The sequence below is a fragment of the Candidatus Saccharibacteria bacterium oral taxon 955 genome, assembly GCA_010202265.1.
Classification (GTDB): domain Bacteria; phylum Patescibacteriota; class Saccharimonadia; order Saccharimonadales; family Saccharimonadaceae; genus Saccharimonas.
In genome coordinates this window covers 439,761-456,412 of record CP047918.1, presented here as the reverse complement: position 1 = coordinate 456,412, position 16,652 = coordinate 439,761, and the positions used below count along the sequence as shown (strand labels likewise).

At 48.0% G+C, this 16,652-nt stretch carries 27 protein-coding genes and 1 pseudogene; 26 read left to right on the top strand and 2 right to left on the bottom strand.

Annotated elements, in window-relative coordinates:
* Entirely contained in the window at positions 1-1,602 is a 1,602-nt protein-coding gene (locus GWK75_02495; protein ID QHU91314.1) for a YfcC family protein, read from the top strand.
* Positions 1,603-2,553, top strand: a complete 951-nt coding sequence (gene arcC / locus GWK75_02490; protein ID QHU91313.1) for a carbamate kinase — start codon at positions 1,603-1,605, stop codon at positions 2,551-2,553. It abuts the gene before it with no gap.
* A gap of 141 nt (positions 2,554-2,694) precedes the next feature.
* On the opposite strand, the gene GWK75_02485 is transcribed toward arcC, so the two are convergent.
* Complete coding sequence (locus GWK75_02485) at positions 2,695-2,958, bottom strand: hypothetical protein (GenBank protein ID QHU91312.1); 264 nt, start codon at positions 2,956-2,958, stop codon at positions 2,695-2,697.
* Between the two features lie 212 nt (positions 2,959-3,170).
* Between GWK75_02485 and rpsJ the strand changes: the two genes are divergently transcribed.
* Positions 3,171-3,497 carry a 30S ribosomal protein S10 gene (rpsJ, locus tag GWK75_02480; protein QHU91311.1) on the top strand — a complete coding sequence of 109 codons (327 nt, stop codon included), beginning with the start codon at positions 3,171-3,173 and terminating at the stop codon, positions 3,495-3,497.
* 317 nt (positions 3,498-3,814) lie between these two features.
* Here the strand turns inward: rpsJ and GWK75_02475 are convergent.
* Positions 3,815-3,898 (bottom strand): annotated as a pseudogene (locus tag GWK75_02475) (DNA-binding protein).
* Positions 3,899-3,996: 98 nt separating this feature from the next.
* Here GWK75_02475 and GWK75_02470 point away from each other — a divergent pair.
* The 23 genes from GWK75_02470 (at position 3,997) to secY (ending at position 16,594) form a co-directional block, all read left to right on the top strand.
* Complete coding sequence (locus GWK75_02470) at positions 3,997-4,320, top strand: hypothetical protein (protein QHU91310.1); 324 nt, start codon at positions 3,997-3,999, stop codon at positions 4,318-4,320.
* Between the two features lie 206 nt (positions 4,321-4,526).
* Complete coding sequence (gene rplC, locus GWK75_02465) at positions 4,527-5,150, top strand: 50S ribosomal protein L3 (protein ID QHU91309.1); 624 nt, start codon at positions 4,527-4,529, stop codon at positions 5,148-5,150.
* The gene (gene rplD / locus GWK75_02460; GenBank protein QHU91308.1) at positions 5,150-5,767 is read left to right on the top strand and encodes a 50S ribosomal protein L4; all 618 of its coding nucleotides are present in this window, start codon (positions 5,150-5,152) and stop codon (positions 5,765-5,767) included. Before rplC ends, rplD begins: the two co-directional genes overlap by 1 nt.
* The gene (rplW, locus tag GWK75_02455; GenBank protein QHU91307.1) at positions 5,767-6,087 is read left to right on the top strand and encodes a 50S ribosomal protein L23; all 321 of its coding nucleotides are present in this window, start codon (positions 5,767-5,769) and stop codon (positions 6,085-6,087) included. Before rplD ends, rplW begins: the two co-directional genes overlap by 1 nt.
* Entirely contained in the window at positions 6,087-6,926 is an 840-nt protein-coding gene (gene rplB, locus GWK75_02450) for a 50S ribosomal protein L2 (GenBank protein ID QHU91306.1), read from the top strand. The genes rplW and rplB overlap by 1 nt, the downstream gene beginning before the upstream one ends.
* A gap of 3 nt (positions 6,927-6,929) precedes the next feature.
* Positions 6,930-7,196 (top strand): 30S ribosomal protein S19, encoded by a 267-nt coding sequence (rpsS, locus tag GWK75_02445; GenBank protein ID QHU91305.1) that lies wholly within the window; start codon positions 6,930-6,932, stop codon positions 7,194-7,196.
* 2 nt (positions 7,197-7,198) lie between these two features.
* Positions 7,199-7,618: a 50S ribosomal protein L22 gene (gene rplV, locus GWK75_02440; protein QHU91304.1), complete on the top strand. Its 420-nt coding sequence runs from the start codon at positions 7,199-7,201 to the stop codon at positions 7,616-7,618.
* A gap of 3 nt (positions 7,619-7,621) precedes the next feature.
* Positions 7,622-8,263 (top strand): 30S ribosomal protein S3, encoded by a 642-nt coding sequence (rpsC, locus tag GWK75_02435; GenBank protein ID QHU91303.1) that lies wholly within the window; start codon positions 7,622-7,624, stop codon positions 8,261-8,263.
* Entirely contained in the window at positions 8,263-8,676 is a 414-nt protein-coding gene (rplP, locus tag GWK75_02430) for a 50S ribosomal protein L16 (GenBank protein QHU91302.1), read from the top strand. Before rpsC ends, rplP begins: the two co-directional genes overlap by 1 nt.
* A gap of 1 nt (position 8,677) precedes the next feature.
* Positions 8,678-8,920, top strand: coding sequence for a 50S ribosomal protein L29 (rpmC, locus tag GWK75_02425; GenBank protein QHU91301.1), 243 nt, complete (start codon positions 8,678-8,680; stop codon positions 8,918-8,920).
* Position 8,921: 1 nt separating this feature from the next.
* Positions 8,922-9,206 (top strand): 30S ribosomal protein S17, encoded by a 285-nt coding sequence (gene rpsQ / locus GWK75_02420; protein ID QHU91300.1) that lies wholly within the window; start codon positions 8,922-8,924, stop codon positions 9,204-9,206.
* Positions 9,206-9,574 carry a 50S ribosomal protein L14 gene (gene rplN / locus GWK75_02415; GenBank protein ID QHU91299.1) on the top strand — a complete coding sequence of 123 codons (369 nt, stop codon included), beginning with the start codon at positions 9,206-9,208 and terminating at the stop codon, positions 9,572-9,574. The genes rpsQ and rplN overlap by 1 nt, the downstream gene beginning before the upstream one ends.
* On the top strand, positions 9,574-9,894 hold the full coding sequence (gene rplX, locus GWK75_02410; protein ID QHU91298.1) for a 50S ribosomal protein L24: 321 nt from the start codon (positions 9,574-9,576) through the stop codon (positions 9,892-9,894). Before rplN ends, rplX begins: the two co-directional genes overlap by 1 nt.
* Complete coding sequence (gene rplE / locus GWK75_02405) at positions 9,894-10,481, top strand: 50S ribosomal protein L5 (protein QHU91297.1); 588 nt, start codon at positions 9,894-9,896, stop codon at positions 10,479-10,481. The genes rplX and rplE overlap by 1 nt, the downstream gene beginning before the upstream one ends.
* Positions 10,481-10,750: a 30S ribosomal protein S14 gene (gene rpsN / locus GWK75_02400; protein ID QHU91296.1), complete on the top strand. Its 270-nt coding sequence runs from the start codon at positions 10,481-10,483 to the stop codon at positions 10,748-10,750. Before rplE ends, rpsN begins: the two co-directional genes overlap by 1 nt.
* 18 nt (positions 10,751-10,768) lie before the next feature.
* The gene (gene rpsH, locus GWK75_02395) at positions 10,769-11,170 is read left to right on the top strand and encodes a 30S ribosomal protein S8 (protein QHU91295.1); all 402 of its coding nucleotides are present in this window, start codon (positions 10,769-10,771) and stop codon (positions 11,168-11,170) included.
* A 201-nt stretch (positions 11,171-11,371) separates the two neighbouring features.
* Entirely contained in the window at positions 11,372-12,061 is a 690-nt protein-coding gene (locus tag GWK75_02390) for a hypothetical protein (GenBank protein ID QHU91294.1), read from the top strand.
* Positions 12,062-12,270: 209 nt separating this feature from the next.
* On the top strand, positions 12,271-12,807 hold the full coding sequence (gene rplF / locus GWK75_02385) for a 50S ribosomal protein L6 (protein ID QHU91709.1): 537 nt from the start codon (positions 12,271-12,273) through the stop codon (positions 12,805-12,807).
* Positions 12,807-13,160 carry a 50S ribosomal protein L18 gene (locus GWK75_02380; protein ID QHU91293.1) on the top strand — a complete coding sequence of 118 codons (354 nt, stop codon included), beginning with the start codon at positions 12,807-12,809 and terminating at the stop codon, positions 13,158-13,160. Before rplF ends, GWK75_02380 begins: the two co-directional genes overlap by 1 nt.
* A 1-nt stretch (position 13,161) precedes the next feature.
* Positions 13,162-13,785: a 30S ribosomal protein S5 gene (gene rpsE / locus GWK75_02375; GenBank protein QHU91292.1), complete on the top strand. Its 624-nt coding sequence runs from the start codon at positions 13,162-13,164 to the stop codon at positions 13,783-13,785.
* Position 13,786: 1 nt separating this feature from the next.
* Positions 13,787-14,263 carry a 50S ribosomal protein L15 gene (gene rplO / locus GWK75_02370; GenBank protein ID QHU91291.1) on the top strand — a complete coding sequence of 159 codons (477 nt, stop codon included), beginning with the start codon at positions 13,787-13,789 and terminating at the stop codon, positions 14,261-14,263.
* A gap of 123 nt (positions 14,264-14,386) precedes the next feature.
* Positions 14,387-14,797 (top strand): hypothetical protein, encoded by a 411-nt coding sequence (locus GWK75_02365; protein QHU91290.1) that lies wholly within the window; start codon positions 14,387-14,389, stop codon positions 14,795-14,797.
* A gap of 390 nt (positions 14,798-15,187) precedes the next feature.
* Positions 15,188-16,594, top strand: a complete 1,407-nt coding sequence (gene secY / locus GWK75_02360) for a preprotein translocase subunit SecY (GenBank protein QHU91289.1) — start codon at positions 15,188-15,190, stop codon at positions 16,592-16,594.
* Positions 16,595-16,652: the final 58 nt, after the last annotated feature.

Below are 16,652 nucleotides of genomic sequence, written 5' to 3'. Positions count from 1 at the left end.
ATGAAAAAACAACCTGTAACGTCGAAGAAAGCGACGCGTAAGCCGATCCGACACTTACGAATGCCATCGGCGTTCACGATTCTGTTCGTGATCATCGGTATCGTAGCTGCGCTGACATGGATTATTCCGTCAGGTCAATACCAGACAAAGGAGACCGAAGACGGTGACTCGCTTCCAGTTGCTGGTACTTATAAACAGACTGAAAAAACTCAAACAAATTCTGACGGCAACAAATATGATGTTCGTCAAGATATTTGGGATGTAATTAAAGCGCCGATTGCTGGTACAGTTGGTCAGACGGACGATGCATCAAGTGGAAAGCAGGCGATCAGCGGTGGCATAGAGGTGATGCTCTTTGTCCTTGTGATCGGAGGTTTTCTCGGTGTTACGATGAAAACTGGTGCGCTTGACGCCTTCTTTGCTTCTATCCTCAAGAAGCTAAAGGGTAAAGAGCATTGGCTTATCCCGATTATGATGACGTTTTTTGCAATCGGTGGTACGACCTATGGTATGCAAGAAGAGACAGTTGCGTTTTATGCCCTTGTTGTACCTCTACTGCTTGCTGCGGGTTACAACGGTATGGTTGCCGCACTGGTTATCATTCTCGGCTCGGGCGCTGGTTTGATTGGCTCGATTGTTAATCCGTTCTCTGTTGGTATAGCTTCAGGCTTTGCTAACGTCAGTATCGGAGATGGCATCATCGAGCGTATTGTTATCTTTGTGCTCTCACTTGTAACTGTTATCTGGTTTACGATGCGCTATGCCGCTAAAGTCAAGGCCGGTAAGTACAAGAGAGACTCAAAAGCTGAGCTGGCCGACTACAAGCAGGCTGGAAAGCGGGCGCCAGCGTTTACTGGTCGTCGTGTTGCGGTCATGTCGGTATTTGGCCTGACATTTGTCGCCATGGTTTTGGCGGTAATCCCTTGGGCAGGAAAGTTTGGTGTCACGTTCTTTGAGAACGCGCTTACATGGTTGAAGGATGTACCGGTCTTGGGTATGCTTGTTAGCCACTCGGTTCCATTTGGTGACTGGTGGTTCAACGAACTATCTATGCTATTCTTGGTCTCGACATTTATAATCGCACTAATCTACTACGCTGGTAAGACCAACAAGGGTGGAGTCCGCGATGTTGTAGGTGACTTTATCAACGGCTCTCGTGACCTATTGGCCGTCGCTCTTATCATTGGTGTTGCGCGCGGTGTTACTATCGTGATGTCAAATGGTCAGATTATGGACACTGTGATCCATGCTGGAGAGCAGCTTCTCACAGGAGTTGGGGCGTGGGCGATGCCACTACTATCGTTCCTCGTATTTCTGCCGCTCTCGTTCTTCATCCCATCTTCATCGGGCTTGGCGACAGCAGTCATGCCAATCTTTGCGCCGCTTGCTGACTTTGCGAACATTGACCGACAGTTTATCGTTACAGCGTATTCTACAGCCGTATCGATCGTAAACATCATTGCACCAACAATTGCATCCGTGATCGGAGGTCTGGTTCTAGCTAAAGTGTCTTACATAACCTATATCAAACGTACATGGTGGTTAGCATTAATCCTCGCGGCGATTAGTATAACCGTGATGACAATATCGGTGTTGATATAAATGAGTCAAAGAGAAACTATCGTTGTTGCGCTGGGGGGTAATGCCCTCCAGCGCAACGGTAAGGCGACGGCTGAGGCTCAAATTCGCGTTGCCGACGAGACCGCGCGAAAGCTTGTTCCACTGGTGCGGCAGGGATACCGACTGGTAATCGTCCATGGCAATGGCCCACAGGTTGGAAACATTGTTCTTCACGAAGAGGCAATCAATACACCGTCCGTACCAACTCTGCCACTTGATACCTGCGTTGCAATGAGCCAGGGGTCGATTGGCTTTTGGCTGCAGCAGTCTATGATTGATGAGTTTACAAAACAGCGTATGCCGAGTACGGCGGCGACGATGATAACTCAGATGCTTGTCGACAAGAACGACCCAGCTTTTACCAATCCAAGCAAGCCAATCGGCCCGTTCTATAGCGAGACTGAGGCTAGAGAGCTCACTAAGACGCGCGGATTTGTCGTCAAGGAGGATGCTGGCAGAGGCTGGCGTAGGGTAGTTCCGTCACCGAAACCATCAAAGATTGTCGAGAGCTATACACTTAAGGCTCTTATCGGTGCTGGCGTCACAGTTATTACGGCTGGTGGCGGAGGTGTGCCAGTAATTCAAGAATCCGATGGTAGCTACACTGGTGTTGAGGCGGTGATCGACAAAGATTTCTCGGCGGCTATCGTCGCTGAAGAAGTTGGTGCGTCACGCCTGATTATATTAACTGCGGTAGACTACGTGATGACAGGATTTGGCACGCCAGACCAGCGTAAGCTGGACAAAATAACTGTTGCTGAAGCTAACGACCTAATCGAAAAAGGTGAATTTTCAGCGGGCAGTATGCTCCCGAAAGTCCGTGCAGCACTTCATTTTGTAGAGAAAACCGGTAGATCAGTTTCAATTGGATCACTTGATCGTATCGATGAAGTGATTGCAAAGACTTCAGGAACAGTTATTTCGGCTTCGTAGTTATAGCATTCAATACATAAGCCTGCCACGAGTTGAACCTAGCGCTTAAGGGTGGGCTTTTGTTTTTTTAGAAAATTAAAAAGCCTGCGTTTGACATATAAAAATACATCAAACGCAGGCTGACTCGATGGTTAAAAAGCTTTATGAGCACTCTGGGCTATTTGGAACGGCCGTAAGGCCGCCGCGTCTATAATCATACATTACGTACAAAAGCGTACCAGCGTCGCACCGCTTGTAAACTTTTCCGCACTGTGGGTCAGTGGACACATACACCCACCCGACCTTTGGATCGGTATTCTGCTCAGGTCTCGCTTCTTCCGAAGAAGACTGAGCTGGACCACAGGACACAAGTAGCGCGACGCTGGTGATTGTACCGACAATTACGCCCAGCAGTTTTCTTCTCATAGGAGCTTCCTTTCGAAAGAGCAAATCGCCTTGTTGCGATTTAAGTAAACAATAGCATGGCATGCTCGCTGCGTCAACAGATAGGCTGGTTGCATTTATTTACTAAACAGAGTATAATAGGTGGGTATTATTTAATCGCACTAGAGAACTCGGCCAGACGCTAACAAAACCGATTCGAGCAGAGGTTACTAGAGCAAAAGGAGTATATCTATATGGCAGATGCAAAACCTGCAGAGGGCTTGCGTATTCGTATACGTCTCAAGGCGTATGACCACAAAGTTATTGACCAATCAGCAAAGCAAATCATTGACACGGCTTTGCGCACTGGCGCTACTATCGCTGGTCCTGTGCCACTTCCAACTCGTCGTAGCACATACACAGTCGTCAAGAGCCCACATGTTTATAAGATGGGCGGAGAGGCGTTCGAGATGCGTGTCCACAAACGTTTGATTGATATCACTGGTGCAACACCAAAGACAATCGATAGCCTGCAAAACCTCAGTCTTCCAGCTGGCGTAGACGCAGAAATTCGTATGTAGTCTGGCACTTAACTAAAAAATACCCCTCCATCTAGAAGGGGTATTTTGTTGATCGCACTAAAGTTGAGCTAGTGTGACTTTTGGACTTTTGTAGTCTCGGCTTGTCGTCTAGCGGCGTCATTTTGGTCGTATATGTGTTGAATTTTGTTACTAATATCAATCACCCAAAGACCAAGAAGTAGAACAATACCAGTTAGAACCAGCCAGTAAACAGTCTGACGAGTTATCTTAAACGTCATAAACTGCTCGTCTGACTTTGCGGGACGGAACGACCGGACAGCTGCCTTTTTTGGTCGAGAGACGCGAGTTACTTTTGTAGTAGATTTTTTGGCTGGCGCACGTTTTGGTGCAGTCTTCTTAGCTGGCGTACGTTTTGTAGCAGCTTTTTTAGTTGTTTTCTTTGTGGTTGCCATAAAAATAACCCCTGTTTAATAACCGTTAGCTTCATTATCCTACAGACTAAGCTCTTATGCAATATGCTTATGTTATACTGCGATATATGACAAGCAAGCGAAATAAACAGCGGACCTACGCACGTAATCGCATATTTAGTCGAACGGGTCGTGAGAAGCTATACGAGAGTGATGGGGTTTATTTTCTGAAGCTTGTTCTGGTTGTGGTACTAGGGACTTTGTGGCTGAAGTTTCGATCGCCTATATTTTTGGGAGGATTGCCCTTTTCTGGAGTCCCGATCGGCATGCTGTTTGGACTGGTTATTGTTAATCGATTTGAAAAATATCAATTCAATAGAAAAATTTGGTATGCGATTCTGATTCTGGTGACAATTGTTAGTTTCTTTTTGCCAGCCGGGATGCTGATTTAGCTAGATTATCTATATCAAACCAGCTAGTATCAGAAACGCTCCCAATTCGTGTAAAATCTCTAGTAGCACTCTTGACGAATAGTGAATTATTTGCTAATATAAAAGGCGTAACTTATTACGTAATAACAACTTGGCTCGCGTGAATCAGTAAGTCCACATCGGATACTGCTGGCCACCGAGGCTTTTAAATGGGAGTAAAGAGGGCTATGAAAGCACTTCTCGGTACCAAAATTGGTATGACCCAAATCATCGGTGAGGATGGTGTTACTACTCCAGTAACATTGATTCAAGCCGGCCCCGTGACTGTGACTCAGGTCAAGTCTGTCGAAACCGACGGCTATAACGCAGTCCAGGTGGCATATGGTGAGGGTAAGAACCTGAGCAAGGCCGAAGCAGGACATGTAAAGTCCGCAGGTGTCACCCCGAAAGAAATTCGGGAATTTCGAGTCGACGATCTTGGTGAAATCAAGGTTGGTGATTCGTGGAATGTCACAGAGTTTGAACTGGGTGACATGGTAGATGCGACTGGCATCTCAAAGGGTAAAGGTTGGGCTGGTACAATCAAGCGGCACAACTTCAAGCGTCACCGCAAAACCCACGGTGGCAAGGGTAACACACGACGAGTCGGCTCGATTGGTAGTATGTACCCACAAAAGATTTTCAAGGGTAAGCGCATGGCTGGTCACATGGGTGCTGAGCGGGTTACTGTACAAAACCTGCGCGTTGCATATCTGTCGGCCGAGGACAACCTGATCGGTGTCAAGGGTGCTATCCCTGGCCCAAAGAAGGGTACGATCGTTATCAACATAAGCAAGAAAGGTGCTAAGTAATGGCTGAAAAAACTACGCCAGCAAAAGCAACCTTGCCAAAAGCTGTGTTTGCAGTAGAGGTGCCAAACCACCAGCTACTCAAGCTTGCATATGACGCATTCCTTGCGAATAGTCGCAAAGCAAGCGCAACCACGCTACAACGCGGTGAAGTTCGCGGCGGTGGCAAGAAACCTTGGAAGCAGAAAGGCACTGGCCGTGCACGCTTTGGTAGCACACGCAACCCAATTTGGCGCGGTGGTGGTGTCGTTTTTGGTCCACGTGGTAATGAGAACTACAAACTTAAGCTATCAAAGACAAGCAAGCTGGTAGCGCTTCGCCAGGCGTTAACGCTAGCAAACCAGGCAAAGAAGATTATTGTTAGCGATATCAAGACAACCGGCAAGACTGCCGAGGTCGCGAAGTTTTTTGCTGACAACAAGTTTGACAAAGATGCGAAAGTTCTCATCGTTGTCGATGAAAAAACACCTGAGATCATGCGCGCAACGAACAATCTCGAGAAAGCCCTCTTGGTTCGTGCAACCTACCTCAGTGTTTATTACATCCTAAATGCAGATAAAATTGTCATGACACCAGGCGCTGTGAAAGCGGTTGAGGCGTGGCTCGGAGGTGACAAATAATGAAGCTTAACATCGTCACTCCACGCGCTACCGAAAAAGCCTATCGCTTGATCACTACGCAAAATACATACATCTTTGATGTGCCACTAAATGCCAACAAAGATGAGATTGCTCAGGCTGTAGAGGCGCAATTCGAGGGCACAAAGGTTGCCAAGGTCACTACTGCCGTACAGAATGGCAAAGCGGTCCGCTACTCACGTGGCAAAAACCGCTATCCAGGCACAACCACTCGTCAGGATTCAAAAAAGGCCTACGTCGCCCTAGCTGAGGGTAAAATCAAGGTCTTTGATACCGAAGAAGTGAAGGAGGAGAAGAAATAATGGCTATCAAAGCATACAACCCAACTACTCCTGCACGTCGCGGTATGACATCCCAGGATCTGTCAGATATCACTACTCGCAAGTCTCTTAAGTCACTGACTAAGAGCAAGAAGCAAAATGCTGGTCGCAACAACACCGGTCGTATCACTGTTCGCCATCGTGGCGGTGGCGTCCGTCGTCATTATCGCCTGCTGAATCATCGCATGGCGTCAGACATGGTATTGACTGTTGAGGAAATTGAGTACGATCCAAATCGTAGTGCACGTATTGCGCGTGTCAAGGATCAGCACGGTCTATACCACTATATTTTGGCCGACACCCAGATGACAAAAGGCAAGGTTATCAAGACTGGCGCTAACGCTCCTGTCGAAGCAAGTAACCGCATGCCTCTGGCAAATATTCCTGTCGGTAGCCAAATCTACTCGATTGAAATCAACCCAGGAAAGGGCGGTCAGATGGTTCGCTCAGCTGGCGCTAGGGCTCAGCTCATGGCAAAAGAAGGCGACTACGCAATGGTCCGCATGCCATCGGGCGAGGTTCGTAAGTTCCGTCTAGAGTGTGAAGCAACGCTAGGTGTTGTCGGTAACATCCAACATCAGAATGTAAAAGTTGGTAGCGCTGGACGCAAACGACGCAAGGGTATTCGCCCAACTGTTCGTGGTGTTGTCATGAACGCCGCAGACCACCCACACGGTGGTGGTGACGGTGGTCGCCACGGTAGCGGTAAAGCGCCTCGTACGCCATGGGGTCAGCTCACGCTGGGTTACCGTACTCGTACCCGAAAATCAACTAACAAGATGATTGTCCGCAGTCGTCACGAAGCTAAGAGGAAGAGGTAATATATGAGTCGTTCACTCAAAAAAGGCCCATTCGTCGACGCAAAGCTTGCAAAAAAAGTAGCTAAGCTTACAGTTGGCGACCGCACAGTGACAAAGACCTGGGCGCGCGCGAGCACGATCACTCCAGAGATGGTAGGATTTACGTTCGCAGTTCATAACGGTCGCGTGCATGTTCCGGTGCTTGTCACAGAAAACATGGTTGGACATAAACTCGGTGAGTTTAGCCCAACTCGTAAGTTCCGTAAGCACGGCGGAAAGGATAAGAAGTAATTATGGCTGACGAAATCTATACCGTCCGCGCGATGATCAAGGGCGTTGATCAGACTCCACGCAAACTGAGTCTTGTTGCTAGCCTAGTTCGCGGGCGTAGCGTGGCCGATGCTTCGGTTATCCTTGATCACACTCCAAAACGCGCTGCTCTCGCTATCAAAAAAGCGATTATGTCAGCATCAGCAAACGCTACCAATAATCACGGGCTCGACTCAAAGAGCCTTGCGATCAGCACTTTGAGTGTTACCGCTGGCCCACGTCTCCGACGCTACAAGCCAGCGTCTCGTGGTCGCGCGTTACCGTTTGCGAAAAAATCTAGCCATATCCTCGTCGAGGTGACTGGTACGCTAAAGCAAGTCAAGAAGCCTGCTGCAAAAAAGGCTGAAGCGGCTGAAAAGCCAGCTAAGAAAGAGGAGAAGTAGGACATGGGCCAAAAAGTTAACCCAATCAGCTTCCGCCTCCAAGTCCATAAGAACTGGAGTTCACGTTGGTTCGCTGGCAAACGCGATTTTGCTAAGTGGCTGGCGGAAGATATCAAGATTCGCGACCTAGTTGAAAAGAAGTTTGCTTCTCGTCCAACTATCGCGAAAGTAGAGATTGAGCGTAGCGCCAACCTAATTACTATCACAATCCATACTGCCAAGGCTGGTGTAGTGATCGGTCGCGGTGGTGCTGGTATTGCCGATCTTAAAAAAGAAATTGAAAAAATCGTCAGCTTGCCTGTGCGAATTAACGTTGAAGAGGTTCGTCGACCAGAACTTAACGCTAAGCTTGTCGCCGAAAACATTGCACGACAGCTTGAACGTCGCGCAAACTTTCGTCGTGCGGTCAAGATGGCGGCTCAAAACACTATGAACGCCGGCGCTAAAGGTATCCGTATCGAGGTAGCTGGCCGCCTAAACGGCGCAGAGATGAGCCGACGCGAAAAGACTATTGAAGGTTCCGTGCCACTTCACACCCTTCGAGCTGATGTTGACTTCCATGCTGCTCGGGCGTTAGGTCCAAACGGTACTGGTATCATCGGTATCAAAGTGTGGATATATAAGGGCGAAAGGAGTGACCGCTAATGTTGCTACCAAAGAAAGTTGCCCACCGCAAGGTTCGTATCGGCAAAAATAGGGGAAATGCGACTCGTGGTAACTACGTTGCATTTGGTGACTTCGGTCTTCAGAGTCTAGAAAACGAGCGTATCACTAGCCGTCAGATTGAGTCAGCGCGTCAGGCAATGACCCGCTACATTAAGCGTGGCGGCAAGATCTGGATTCGGATTTTCCCGCACACCCCAGTTACTCGCAAGCCACTTGGCTTGAAGATGGGTCAAGGTAAGGGTAATCCAGAGTTCTTTGTTGCAAAAGTAAAGACTGGCACAGTTCTCTTTGAGATGAAGGGTGTAAACGAAGAGGTTGCTCGCGAAGCGATGCGCCTCGCTAGCCACAAGCTCCCAGTCAAGACCCGTTTTGTAAAACGAGAGGAAGCATAAGATGGCTGAAGCAAAGAAAACTACTGTAAAGAAGCCTGTTACGAAGAAAGCTAACGAGGTTAAGAGCATTGAAGATCTCCGTAAGGAACTAACCGACAAGCAAGCTGACCTCGTAACAAGCCGTCGCTCACACCGCGCTGGCGAACTGGTAAATCCACGCGCCATCGGTACGATTCGCAAAGAAATCGCGCGCTTGCACACTGCTATCCGAGCAGCTGAGCTTGCCGCAAAGGAGAGTAAATAATATGGCCAAGACATTGTTCGGCAAAGTGACCTCGGACGTCGCTGACAAGACTATCGTCGTCACCGTAACTAGCCGTGAGACTCATCCGATTTACAAGAAGCAGTATACTGTCACTCGTAAATACATAGCTCACGACGAAAAGAATGAGGCTCGCAAAGGTGATATGGTACGCATCATCGAGACTCGCCCAATCAGCAAACGTAAGAGCTTTACGCTACAAAATATCGAAAAGCGCTCTGTTGGCAGTATTGGCGTCAAGGACGACACTGCGGAGGTAGAAGCCTAATGATTCAGCAAGAAACTCGTCTCAAGGTCACCGACAACAGTGGCGCAAAGGAAATCCTTTGTATCAAGGTTCTTGGTGGTTCACGCCGCCGCTATGCTCGTGTCGGTGATATCATCACCGCTAGCGTCAAAGAAGCTAGCCCAACTGGTAACGTCAAGAAAAAGTCAGTCATCAAGGCGGTAGTTGTTCGCACGCGCGCTCAAATCCGTCGCAAAGATGGCAGCACTATTAAGTTCGACGACAATGCTGCTGTGATCATCAACGAAGACAAAACGCCAAAAGCAACTCGTGTGTTTGGTCCAGTCCCACGCGAACTTCGTGATATGGGCTATGCAAAGATTATCAGCCTGGCTCCGGAGGTACTATAATGGCTCAGCGTATTCGTAAAGACGATCTAGTCAAGGTAATTGCAGGGAAAAACAAAGGTACAACCGGCAAGGTTCTATCTGTTTTACCAGCAAAGAATATGGCGCTGGTCGAAGGCGTCGGTCTTGGTCATCGACACGTTAAACCAAGTCAGATCAACCCTCGAGGTGGTAAAAAGGACATCCACGTAGGCATCAGCCTTCATAAGCTCGCGCTAGTTGTTGACGAAAAGACAAGCAAAACTAGCCGTGTTGGATACAAAGTAGCAGATGGCGTCAAGGCTCGTGTCGCACGCCAGCAAAAGAATAAGGAGATTAAGTAATGGCAGAAGCTAAGAAAAAAGCCGCTGTTTCTACCGCTCCTCGTCTGAAAGCCTTGTACAAAGATGTTTATGCCAAGGAACTTCAGGCCGAACTCGACCTCAAGAACGTGAACCAAGTTCCTGTTCTAGAAAAAATCGTCGTGAGCGTAGGAACTGGTAAGAACAAAGATGACAAGCGTATGCTTGAAGTCGTCAGAAACACCCTCGCACGTGTCACTGGCCAGGCGCCCATCGAGCGTCTTGCAAAGAAGTCTATTGCAGGCTTTAAGATTCGTGCCGGTATGGGCGCACCGGTTGGTATGAACGTTACCCTACGTGGCGCTCGTATGTACGAATTCCTTGATCGTCTAGTAAACGTTGCTCTACCGCGCGTCCGTGACTTCCATGGCGTAGGCGCAAAGTTTGACAAAGGTGGCAACTACAACCTAGGTCTAACCGATCAAAGTATATTCCCAGAGTTGACATTTGAGGAAACGCAACTTGTGCACGGTATGCAAGTCACGTTTGCTATCAAGAATGGTAGCAAGGTCGCTTCACGCGCCTTACTCGAGAAATTCGGTCTACCATTTGAAAAGGAGGCAAAATAATGGCGAAGAAATCTATGATTGCTCGCGACCTTAAGCGCCAAAAGATGATCCAAAAATACGCCGCATTGCGCGCAAAACTTAAAGAAGAAGGCGACCTAGATGGTCTTCAGGCGCTTCCAAAGAACAGTAGCCCAACTCGCTGGAAAAACCGCGATATGATCAGCGGTCGTCCTCGTGGCTACATGCGCAAGTTTGGCCTCAGTCGCATTAACTTCCGTGAAAAAGCCGCTAAGGGTGAAATTCCTGGCGTAACAAAGAGTAGCTGGTAAAGGAAAGGAGAAAAAGATATGAGTTTACAATCTACTGACCCAATCGCGGACCTCCTGACCCGCATCCGTAACGCCGCAATGGTTGGCAAAACCGAAATTCGCGTTCCTACTTCAAAACTAAAGAAAGTTGTCGCTGAACAGCTCGTCAAAAACAACTACCTGGCAGACGTCAAAGTAGAGGACGGCAAACCGCGAGGTACGCTCGTTGTGACACTGGCAAAAGAGGGCGAGAGCTGTCCAATCACAGAGATTGCTCGTGTTTCAAAGCCAGGTCGTCGTGTATACACCTCGGCAGTCGACATTCCAAAAGTCAAGCAAGGCCGCGGACTGGTTCTCGTCAGCACCTCAAAGGGTGTTATGACTGGTCAAGAAGCAGTCAAGAACAAACTTGGAGGAGAGATTCTCCTCAAGGTGTACTAAAAGACGCTTCGCCTCACAAAAAGCACCCGGATAAAGCCTCGGGTGTTTTTTGCTTGCCAGAATATATGCTAACGCTAGGGATAAACCATAAATTTAAGCGAAGTTTGTATTTTCTGTAATGCTGCTATATAAAATATATTAATAGCTAAATCTACGGGGAGAATAGTCATAGAAAAAAACAAAAGCTCATCACTTCGAATAATGTCACTTAATATCTGGCATGGAAACTTTCATGATCCACTACTAGAATTTATCGAACAAGAGTCTCAACGAAACGACGTTCTGTGTTTTCAAGAGATCGACGAAAAAATATGTCGTGACATTAAGCGCATTCTAAAAGATAGTTTCAATTTATTTTACGCCGAAAAACCTGGCGAGCATGTCGTGAGCAACGCTACTTACATCTCTAAACGACTACCTGTCATGGAGTCGCGTACTATACTCGGCGCCGATCAGGAAACTGGTCTCGGGCTTGTGTGTGTTACTTCGCTAGAATCTGGTCAGCTAGTCGCGATAACAAATGTGCACGGCTGTTCACGCCCTGGCGATAAACGCGACACTCCAGCGCGACTACGTCAATCAGAGGCGATCGTACGATCGACAACCGAAAACGGCGATGCTCTCAACATCATCGTCGGTGACTTCAATTTGATGCCAGATACAAAATCGATTTCTATGATTGAGGAGGCGGGGTTTGATAACCTTATTGCTCAGTACGCCATCCAAACGACCCGAAACGAGGTAGCGTGGAGCCGTTATCCAGATGATAAGCAACTTTATGCTGACTATACGTTTATTCAAAAAGACCCGCATATCTGCCATGATTTTATGGTAATAAACAATCTAATATCAGACCATCTACCAATGTTTACGACTATCAACTATAAATAGTATTTTTGCGATGAAACAATTGCATCTAGCGAGGCTGTCATTGCGTCATAAAAGGCATCTTACCACTTGATTTTTGTCTGCCAAAATGCTAAAATTGACTAGATAATAATTTGCGAGTGAAGTCGAGGGATTTTGCGCCTCAGCTATCTAGCTGAAAGCACGAGAAAACAAACACTTTACCTGCATTTAACGAAAGGTAAGAAATGAGTCTGAGTCGAATCGGAAAACTACCAATCGAGATTCCGTCAGGTGTGACAATCACGGTTGACTCTGGAAATATTACTGTCGAGGGCCCAAAAGGCAAGCTCGTCCAGTTCATCACTCCAGCAGTTGACGTGAACATCAACGATGGCGTACTCACCGTCAATCCAAAAGACGAGAGCAAGCAAGCGCGTAGCCAGCACGGCTTGATGCGTGCGCTCATCAACAACATGGTAATTGGCGTCACCAAAGGCTATGAGAAACGTCTAGAGGTCAAAGGTGTTGGCTTCCGTGTTGCATCAAGCAATAACGAATTAACCATGAGCCTTGGCTTTAGTCATGAAATCAAATTTAAAGCTCCTGAAGGCGTAAATGTCTCAAACGACAAGATGGTAATCATCGTCAGTGGTATCGACAAACAAAAAGTCGGTCAAGTTGCCGCTGAAATTCGTGCTCTCAAGAAGCCTGAGCCGTACAAGGGCAAGGGTATCATGTACGAAGGTGAGCAAATCTTGCGCAAGGCGGGAAAGGCAGGTAAGAAATAATGAGTAATTTCGCACAAAAACTGCTTAATCGCAGTCTCCGCAAGAATCGTGTGCGCGCAAAGATCAACGGCACGGCTGAACGACCACGCCTCAGCGTAACGATTAGCAATATGCACGTATCAGCTCAGCTGATCGATGACACAAAAGGTCACACGCTAGCAAGTGCAACAACCGTCGGCGCAAAAGCATCAGGTACTATGACCGAGAAATGTGCCGTTATTGGTACCGAAATCGCGAAGAAAGCAAAGAAAGCTAAAATAACCGCAGTTGTCTTCGACCGTAACGGTCGTCAATACGCTGGTCGCCTAAAGGCACTAGCAGACGCTGCACGCAAGGAAGGATTGGAGTTCTAGTATGGCAGAGCAACAAATTGCGCCTACTACACCCCGGACTGAAGCTCGCACGCCACGCGGTCGTCAGCAGTCACGAGGTGGTCGCCGCGATGACCGGCGCGATCGTGCCTCAGAGGCACCAAAGGAATTCGAGGAAGTCGTAGTAAATATCGACCGTGTTGCACGCGTCGTCAAGGGCGGACGTCGTTTCCGTTTCAAGGCGCTTGTCGTCGTAGGCAACCGCAAGAACAAGGTTGGTGTTGGCGTCGCCAAGGGCGCAGACGTCCAGGCCGCTATCGCCAAAGCGACCGATGTTGCCAAAAAACACCTTATTACAATTCCAGTTGTGAACGAAACGATTCCACACGAAATGGAAGTCAAGCTTGCAGGCGCTCGCGTCTTGATCAAGCCAGCCGCTCCTGGTACTGGTATCATCGCTGGTGGCGTGGTCCGTGCCGTTATCGGTGTAACTGGCATCCGAAACATGCTGTCAAAATCGCTCGGCTCAACAAACAAGGTAAATATTGCCTACGCAACTGTTGAAGCCCTAGCTGGACTTGTTCCTCGTGATCAATGGCTAAATGCCGACAAGGCAACCAAAAAGCCAACTGCTAAAAAATCAGCAGTAAAGCAGGAGGAGAAATAAGATGAAATACAACGAACTTCAGGTGGCTCCACACAAAAGCAGGAAGCGCGTCGGTCGTGGTATTTCTGCCGGTGGCGGTAAGACTGCTGGTCGTGGTACCAAAGGTCAAAATGCGCGTACTGGTAAAAAACTTCACGCCATGTTTCAGGGTGGTCAGAATGGTATTAAAAATGCCGTGCCGAAGGCTCGCGGATTCAAGAGTCTGCGAATACCAGCCCAAGTTGTCTATCTCGATCGCCTCGAGGGTATGACTGGTGTAGTCGACAATTTTTCACTCTACGAGGCCGGTCTTGTTGCAACACCGTTCCATACTATCAAGGTAATTGCACGTGGCGAGCTTTCGAGCAAGCTAACTCTAAAGGTTCAGGGAGCTTCAAAAAGCGTCGTCATCGCGATCGAAAAAGCTGGCGGAAAGTTTGAGAAGGTTCCGACTCCACTCCAAAAGTCTGCAAAAGAAGCAGAAGAGGCTGATAGATAATTATCCAAGTCTACTAAATAAAAGCTCCGAAAACATCGGGGCTTTTTAGTTATGCTTGCATAGTCGTGCGAGAGATGAGATACTTGCATGGTAGTTTCATCCCTAGTACAGAAAGGTTAAAGGATGAGCACTAAGCACCTTGAGGATCCGATGCAGATCTTGCCTGAGATCAGCAGGATAGCTGCAGTGGTTAGGCTATCGATTGTAGAACAGCTGCCTAAGTGGCGAGAGGCGCGAAATCGATGGCTGGCGTTTTTTGAAAACGCAGGGCGCTACTATATGGGTTCGGGCGGCGAACGCCATGACCTAGAGCAAGGTCGTTTCCCGATTGGTAGATTTTATGTAGGTAGGCCGAGCAGGCTACTTATTAACTACGAAACGGGTACTCTAGAGACTCACCCCTACCAGCTCGCCACGGACGCAGAGGTTATCTCTGCATACATATTCGAACCAGAGTGGTTCGATATCGAGCTAGTGCTAAGCTGGCTTGACAGCTTGCAGGCCAAGGTAGAATACGGTAAGGGAGTCAAATGATAAAAGCATACGCCACATACAATGGCGGAATAGTTTGTAGCCCGAGCGGCTGCAGAAGAGTGTTGAATATCAGGCTGGGAACTATACACTGGAAAGCCTACACGGTCGAGGGATGTCATCCTGACAATCTGCAAAATAACGGAAAGATTATCGTTAGACGCGTCAGAAGCCGGCGCGGAGAGCTACGTCAGGTTCAGGTGGATGGAGTTTGGTATAGGCTCGTACCGCTCCTGAGCACCAACCAGGCAGCATAGCAAACAACCCCGCAATCTTTGCGATTGAGGCGTCTCGTCTCTCCCAAAGGTTGCGGGGTATTTAATATCCTTAAGTATGTTATAATAACGAGGAATTATAATCGACTGATTTAAACAGGGAAGAAACAATACAGATATGAATTGGCGAACCGTATTCCGCTCTCTCAAAAACCGTGATATGCAAAAACGCCTCGGCATCGTGCTTGGGTTGCTTATTGCTTTTCGCTTCATGGCGCATATTCCAGTGCCACTAGCAGAACCAACTAAGCTTAAAACGATTATTGAAAGCGTCATCGGCAATAGCGACTTTGGAGGCTTCCTCAATCTAATGAGCGGTGGCGCTCTGGCACAAATCAGTATCGTGCTTGTCGGCATGAGTCCGTTTATTACCGCTAGCATCATTACTCAGCTCCTGACCAAGGCAATCCCAAAACTCGAGGAACTGCATAAAGACGGTGAAACTGGTCGTCGCAAAATCAACCAGTGGACACGTATGATTAGCGTCCCACTTGCCGTAATTCAATCAGTCGCATTTATCTATATTTTGCGCCAATCAGTTCTCGCTGGTAGCACAGCTGGTACGGTTACAACATCACCTATGGAGTGGGTTGTTGCCGTGCTAGCAATGACCGCTGGCTCTGTGCTATTGATGTGGATTGGCGAATTAATCACCGAGCAAGGGGTCGGCAACGGCATCTCGCTAATTATTTTTGCTGGTATTGTTTCGCAGCTGCCAAAAACATTCGGCACACTGATAAGTTCGCTACTCGACACCTCAGCGGGTAAACTAAATGTCTTTGGCTGGTTTGAGCTGCCTGTTAATCCAACCGCTTTTTGGGTAGTACTAGTCATACTGACGCTTGGTTTAGCGATCCTATACACGCTGGTTAAGATAAACGAAGCCCAACGTATCATCACAGTGAACTACGCTAAGCGCGTTGGCGGGAACACTAGCTATGGTGGTATCAAGAGTATCTTGCCGGTCAAACTGATTGCTGCTGGAGTTATCCCTGTTATCTTTGCGGTTGCCTTTCTCAGCCTGCCTGCGTTTGTCGGCCAGGTTATGAAAGCGATGCCAAACGCCGATCAAGCACTTGCTACAAACCTCGTTAAATGGTTCCAAGCACCAACAGCAACCAGTTTCACGAACGGTGACTGGGGAGTGGCGGTCTATCCAATAGCTTATTTCTTACTGGTTATTGCCTTTACTTATTTCTACACAGGGATAGTTTTTAACTCTAGCGAAATTGCTGAAAATCTCCAAAAGCAAGGTGGCTTTATCGAAGGTGTCCGCCCAGGTATTCAAACCGAAAAATACTTATCTCGCACTGTCAATCGCTTGATCCTATTCGGCTCAATCGCGCTCGGCATCATCGCCGTCATGCCATTTGTCATCGACTACGTATTTGCCAAACTAGGAGTTAACGCCGCGAATATCTCTATCGGCGGTACTGGACTACTAATCGTTGTGACCGTCGGGCTAGAGACCTTGCGTCAGATCAACTCACGCGCCCTAATGGTGACATACGACGACTACAAATAGCTTTTATGCCGTGAATCAATAACTGACCCGCCAGGATTAACTAGCGGGTCAGTTATTT

Excerpts from the sequence above, each read along its gene's own strand:
- GWK75_02495 (QHU91314.1), top strand. The coding sequence starts at position 1 with ATGAAAAAACAACCTGTAACGTCGAAGAAAGCGACGCGTAAGCCGATC.
- arcC (QHU91313.1), top strand. The coding sequence starts at position 1,603 with ATGAGTCAAAGAGAAACTATCGTTGTTGCGCTGGGGGGTAATGCCCTC.
- GWK75_02485 (QHU91312.1), bottom strand. The coding sequence starts at position 2,958 with ATGAGAAGAAAACTGCTGGGCGTAATTGTCGGTACAATCACCAGCGTC.
- rpsJ (QHU91311.1), top strand. The coding sequence starts at position 3,171 with ATGGCAGATGCAAAACCTGCAGAGGGCTTGCGTATTCGTATACGTCTC.
- GWK75_02470 (QHU91310.1), top strand. The coding sequence starts at position 3,997 with ATGACAAGCAAGCGAAATAAACAGCGGACCTACGCACGTAATCGCATA.
- rplC (QHU91309.1), top strand. The coding sequence starts at position 4,527 with ATGAAAGCACTTCTCGGTACCAAAATTGGTATGACCCAAATCATCGGT.
- rplD (QHU91308.1), top strand. The coding sequence starts at position 5,150 with ATGGCTGAAAAAACTACGCCAGCAAAAGCAACCTTGCCAAAAGCTGTG.
- rplW (QHU91307.1), top strand. The coding sequence starts at position 5,767 with ATGAAGCTTAACATCGTCACTCCACGCGCTACCGAAAAAGCCTATCGC.
- rplB (QHU91306.1), top strand. The coding sequence starts at position 6,087 with ATGGCTATCAAAGCATACAACCCAACTACTCCTGCACGTCGCGGTATG.
- rpsS (QHU91305.1), top strand. The coding sequence starts at position 6,930 with ATGAGTCGTTCACTCAAAAAAGGCCCATTCGTCGACGCAAAGCTTGCA.
- rplV (QHU91304.1), top strand. The coding sequence starts at position 7,199 with ATGGCTGACGAAATCTATACCGTCCGCGCGATGATCAAGGGCGTTGAT.
- rpsC (QHU91303.1), top strand. The coding sequence starts at position 7,622 with ATGGGCCAAAAAGTTAACCCAATCAGCTTCCGCCTCCAAGTCCATAAG.
- rplP (QHU91302.1), top strand. The coding sequence starts at position 8,263 with ATGTTGCTACCAAAGAAAGTTGCCCACCGCAAGGTTCGTATCGGCAAA.
- rpmC (QHU91301.1), top strand. The coding sequence starts at position 8,678 with ATGGCTGAAGCAAAGAAAACTACTGTAAAGAAGCCTGTTACGAAGAAA.
- rpsQ (QHU91300.1), top strand. The coding sequence starts at position 8,922 with ATGGCCAAGACATTGTTCGGCAAAGTGACCTCGGACGTCGCTGACAAG.
- rplN (QHU91299.1), top strand. The coding sequence starts at position 9,206 with ATGATTCAGCAAGAAACTCGTCTCAAGGTCACCGACAACAGTGGCGCA.
- rplX (QHU91298.1), top strand. The coding sequence starts at position 9,574 with ATGGCTCAGCGTATTCGTAAAGACGATCTAGTCAAGGTAATTGCAGGG.
- rplE (QHU91297.1), top strand. The coding sequence starts at position 9,894 with ATGGCAGAAGCTAAGAAAAAAGCCGCTGTTTCTACCGCTCCTCGTCTG.
- rpsN (QHU91296.1), top strand. The coding sequence starts at position 10,481 with ATGGCGAAGAAATCTATGATTGCTCGCGACCTTAAGCGCCAAAAGATG.
- rpsH (QHU91295.1), top strand. The coding sequence starts at position 10,769 with ATGAGTTTACAATCTACTGACCCAATCGCGGACCTCCTGACCCGCATC.
- GWK75_02390 (QHU91294.1), top strand. The coding sequence starts at position 11,372 with ATGTCACTTAATATCTGGCATGGAAACTTTCATGATCCACTACTAGAA.
- GWK75_02380 (QHU91293.1), top strand. The coding sequence starts at position 12,807 with ATGAGTAATTTCGCACAAAAACTGCTTAATCGCAGTCTCCGCAAGAAT.
- rpsE (QHU91292.1), top strand. The coding sequence starts at position 13,162 with ATGGCAGAGCAACAAATTGCGCCTACTACACCCCGGACTGAAGCTCGC.
- rplO (QHU91291.1), top strand. The coding sequence starts at position 13,787 with ATGAAATACAACGAACTTCAGGTGGCTCCACACAAAAGCAGGAAGCGC.
- GWK75_02365 (QHU91290.1), top strand. The coding sequence starts at position 14,387 with ATGAGCACTAAGCACCTTGAGGATCCGATGCAGATCTTGCCTGAGATC.
- secY (QHU91289.1), top strand. The coding sequence starts at position 15,188 with ATGAATTGGCGAACCGTATTCCGCTCTCTCAAAAACCGTGATATGCAA.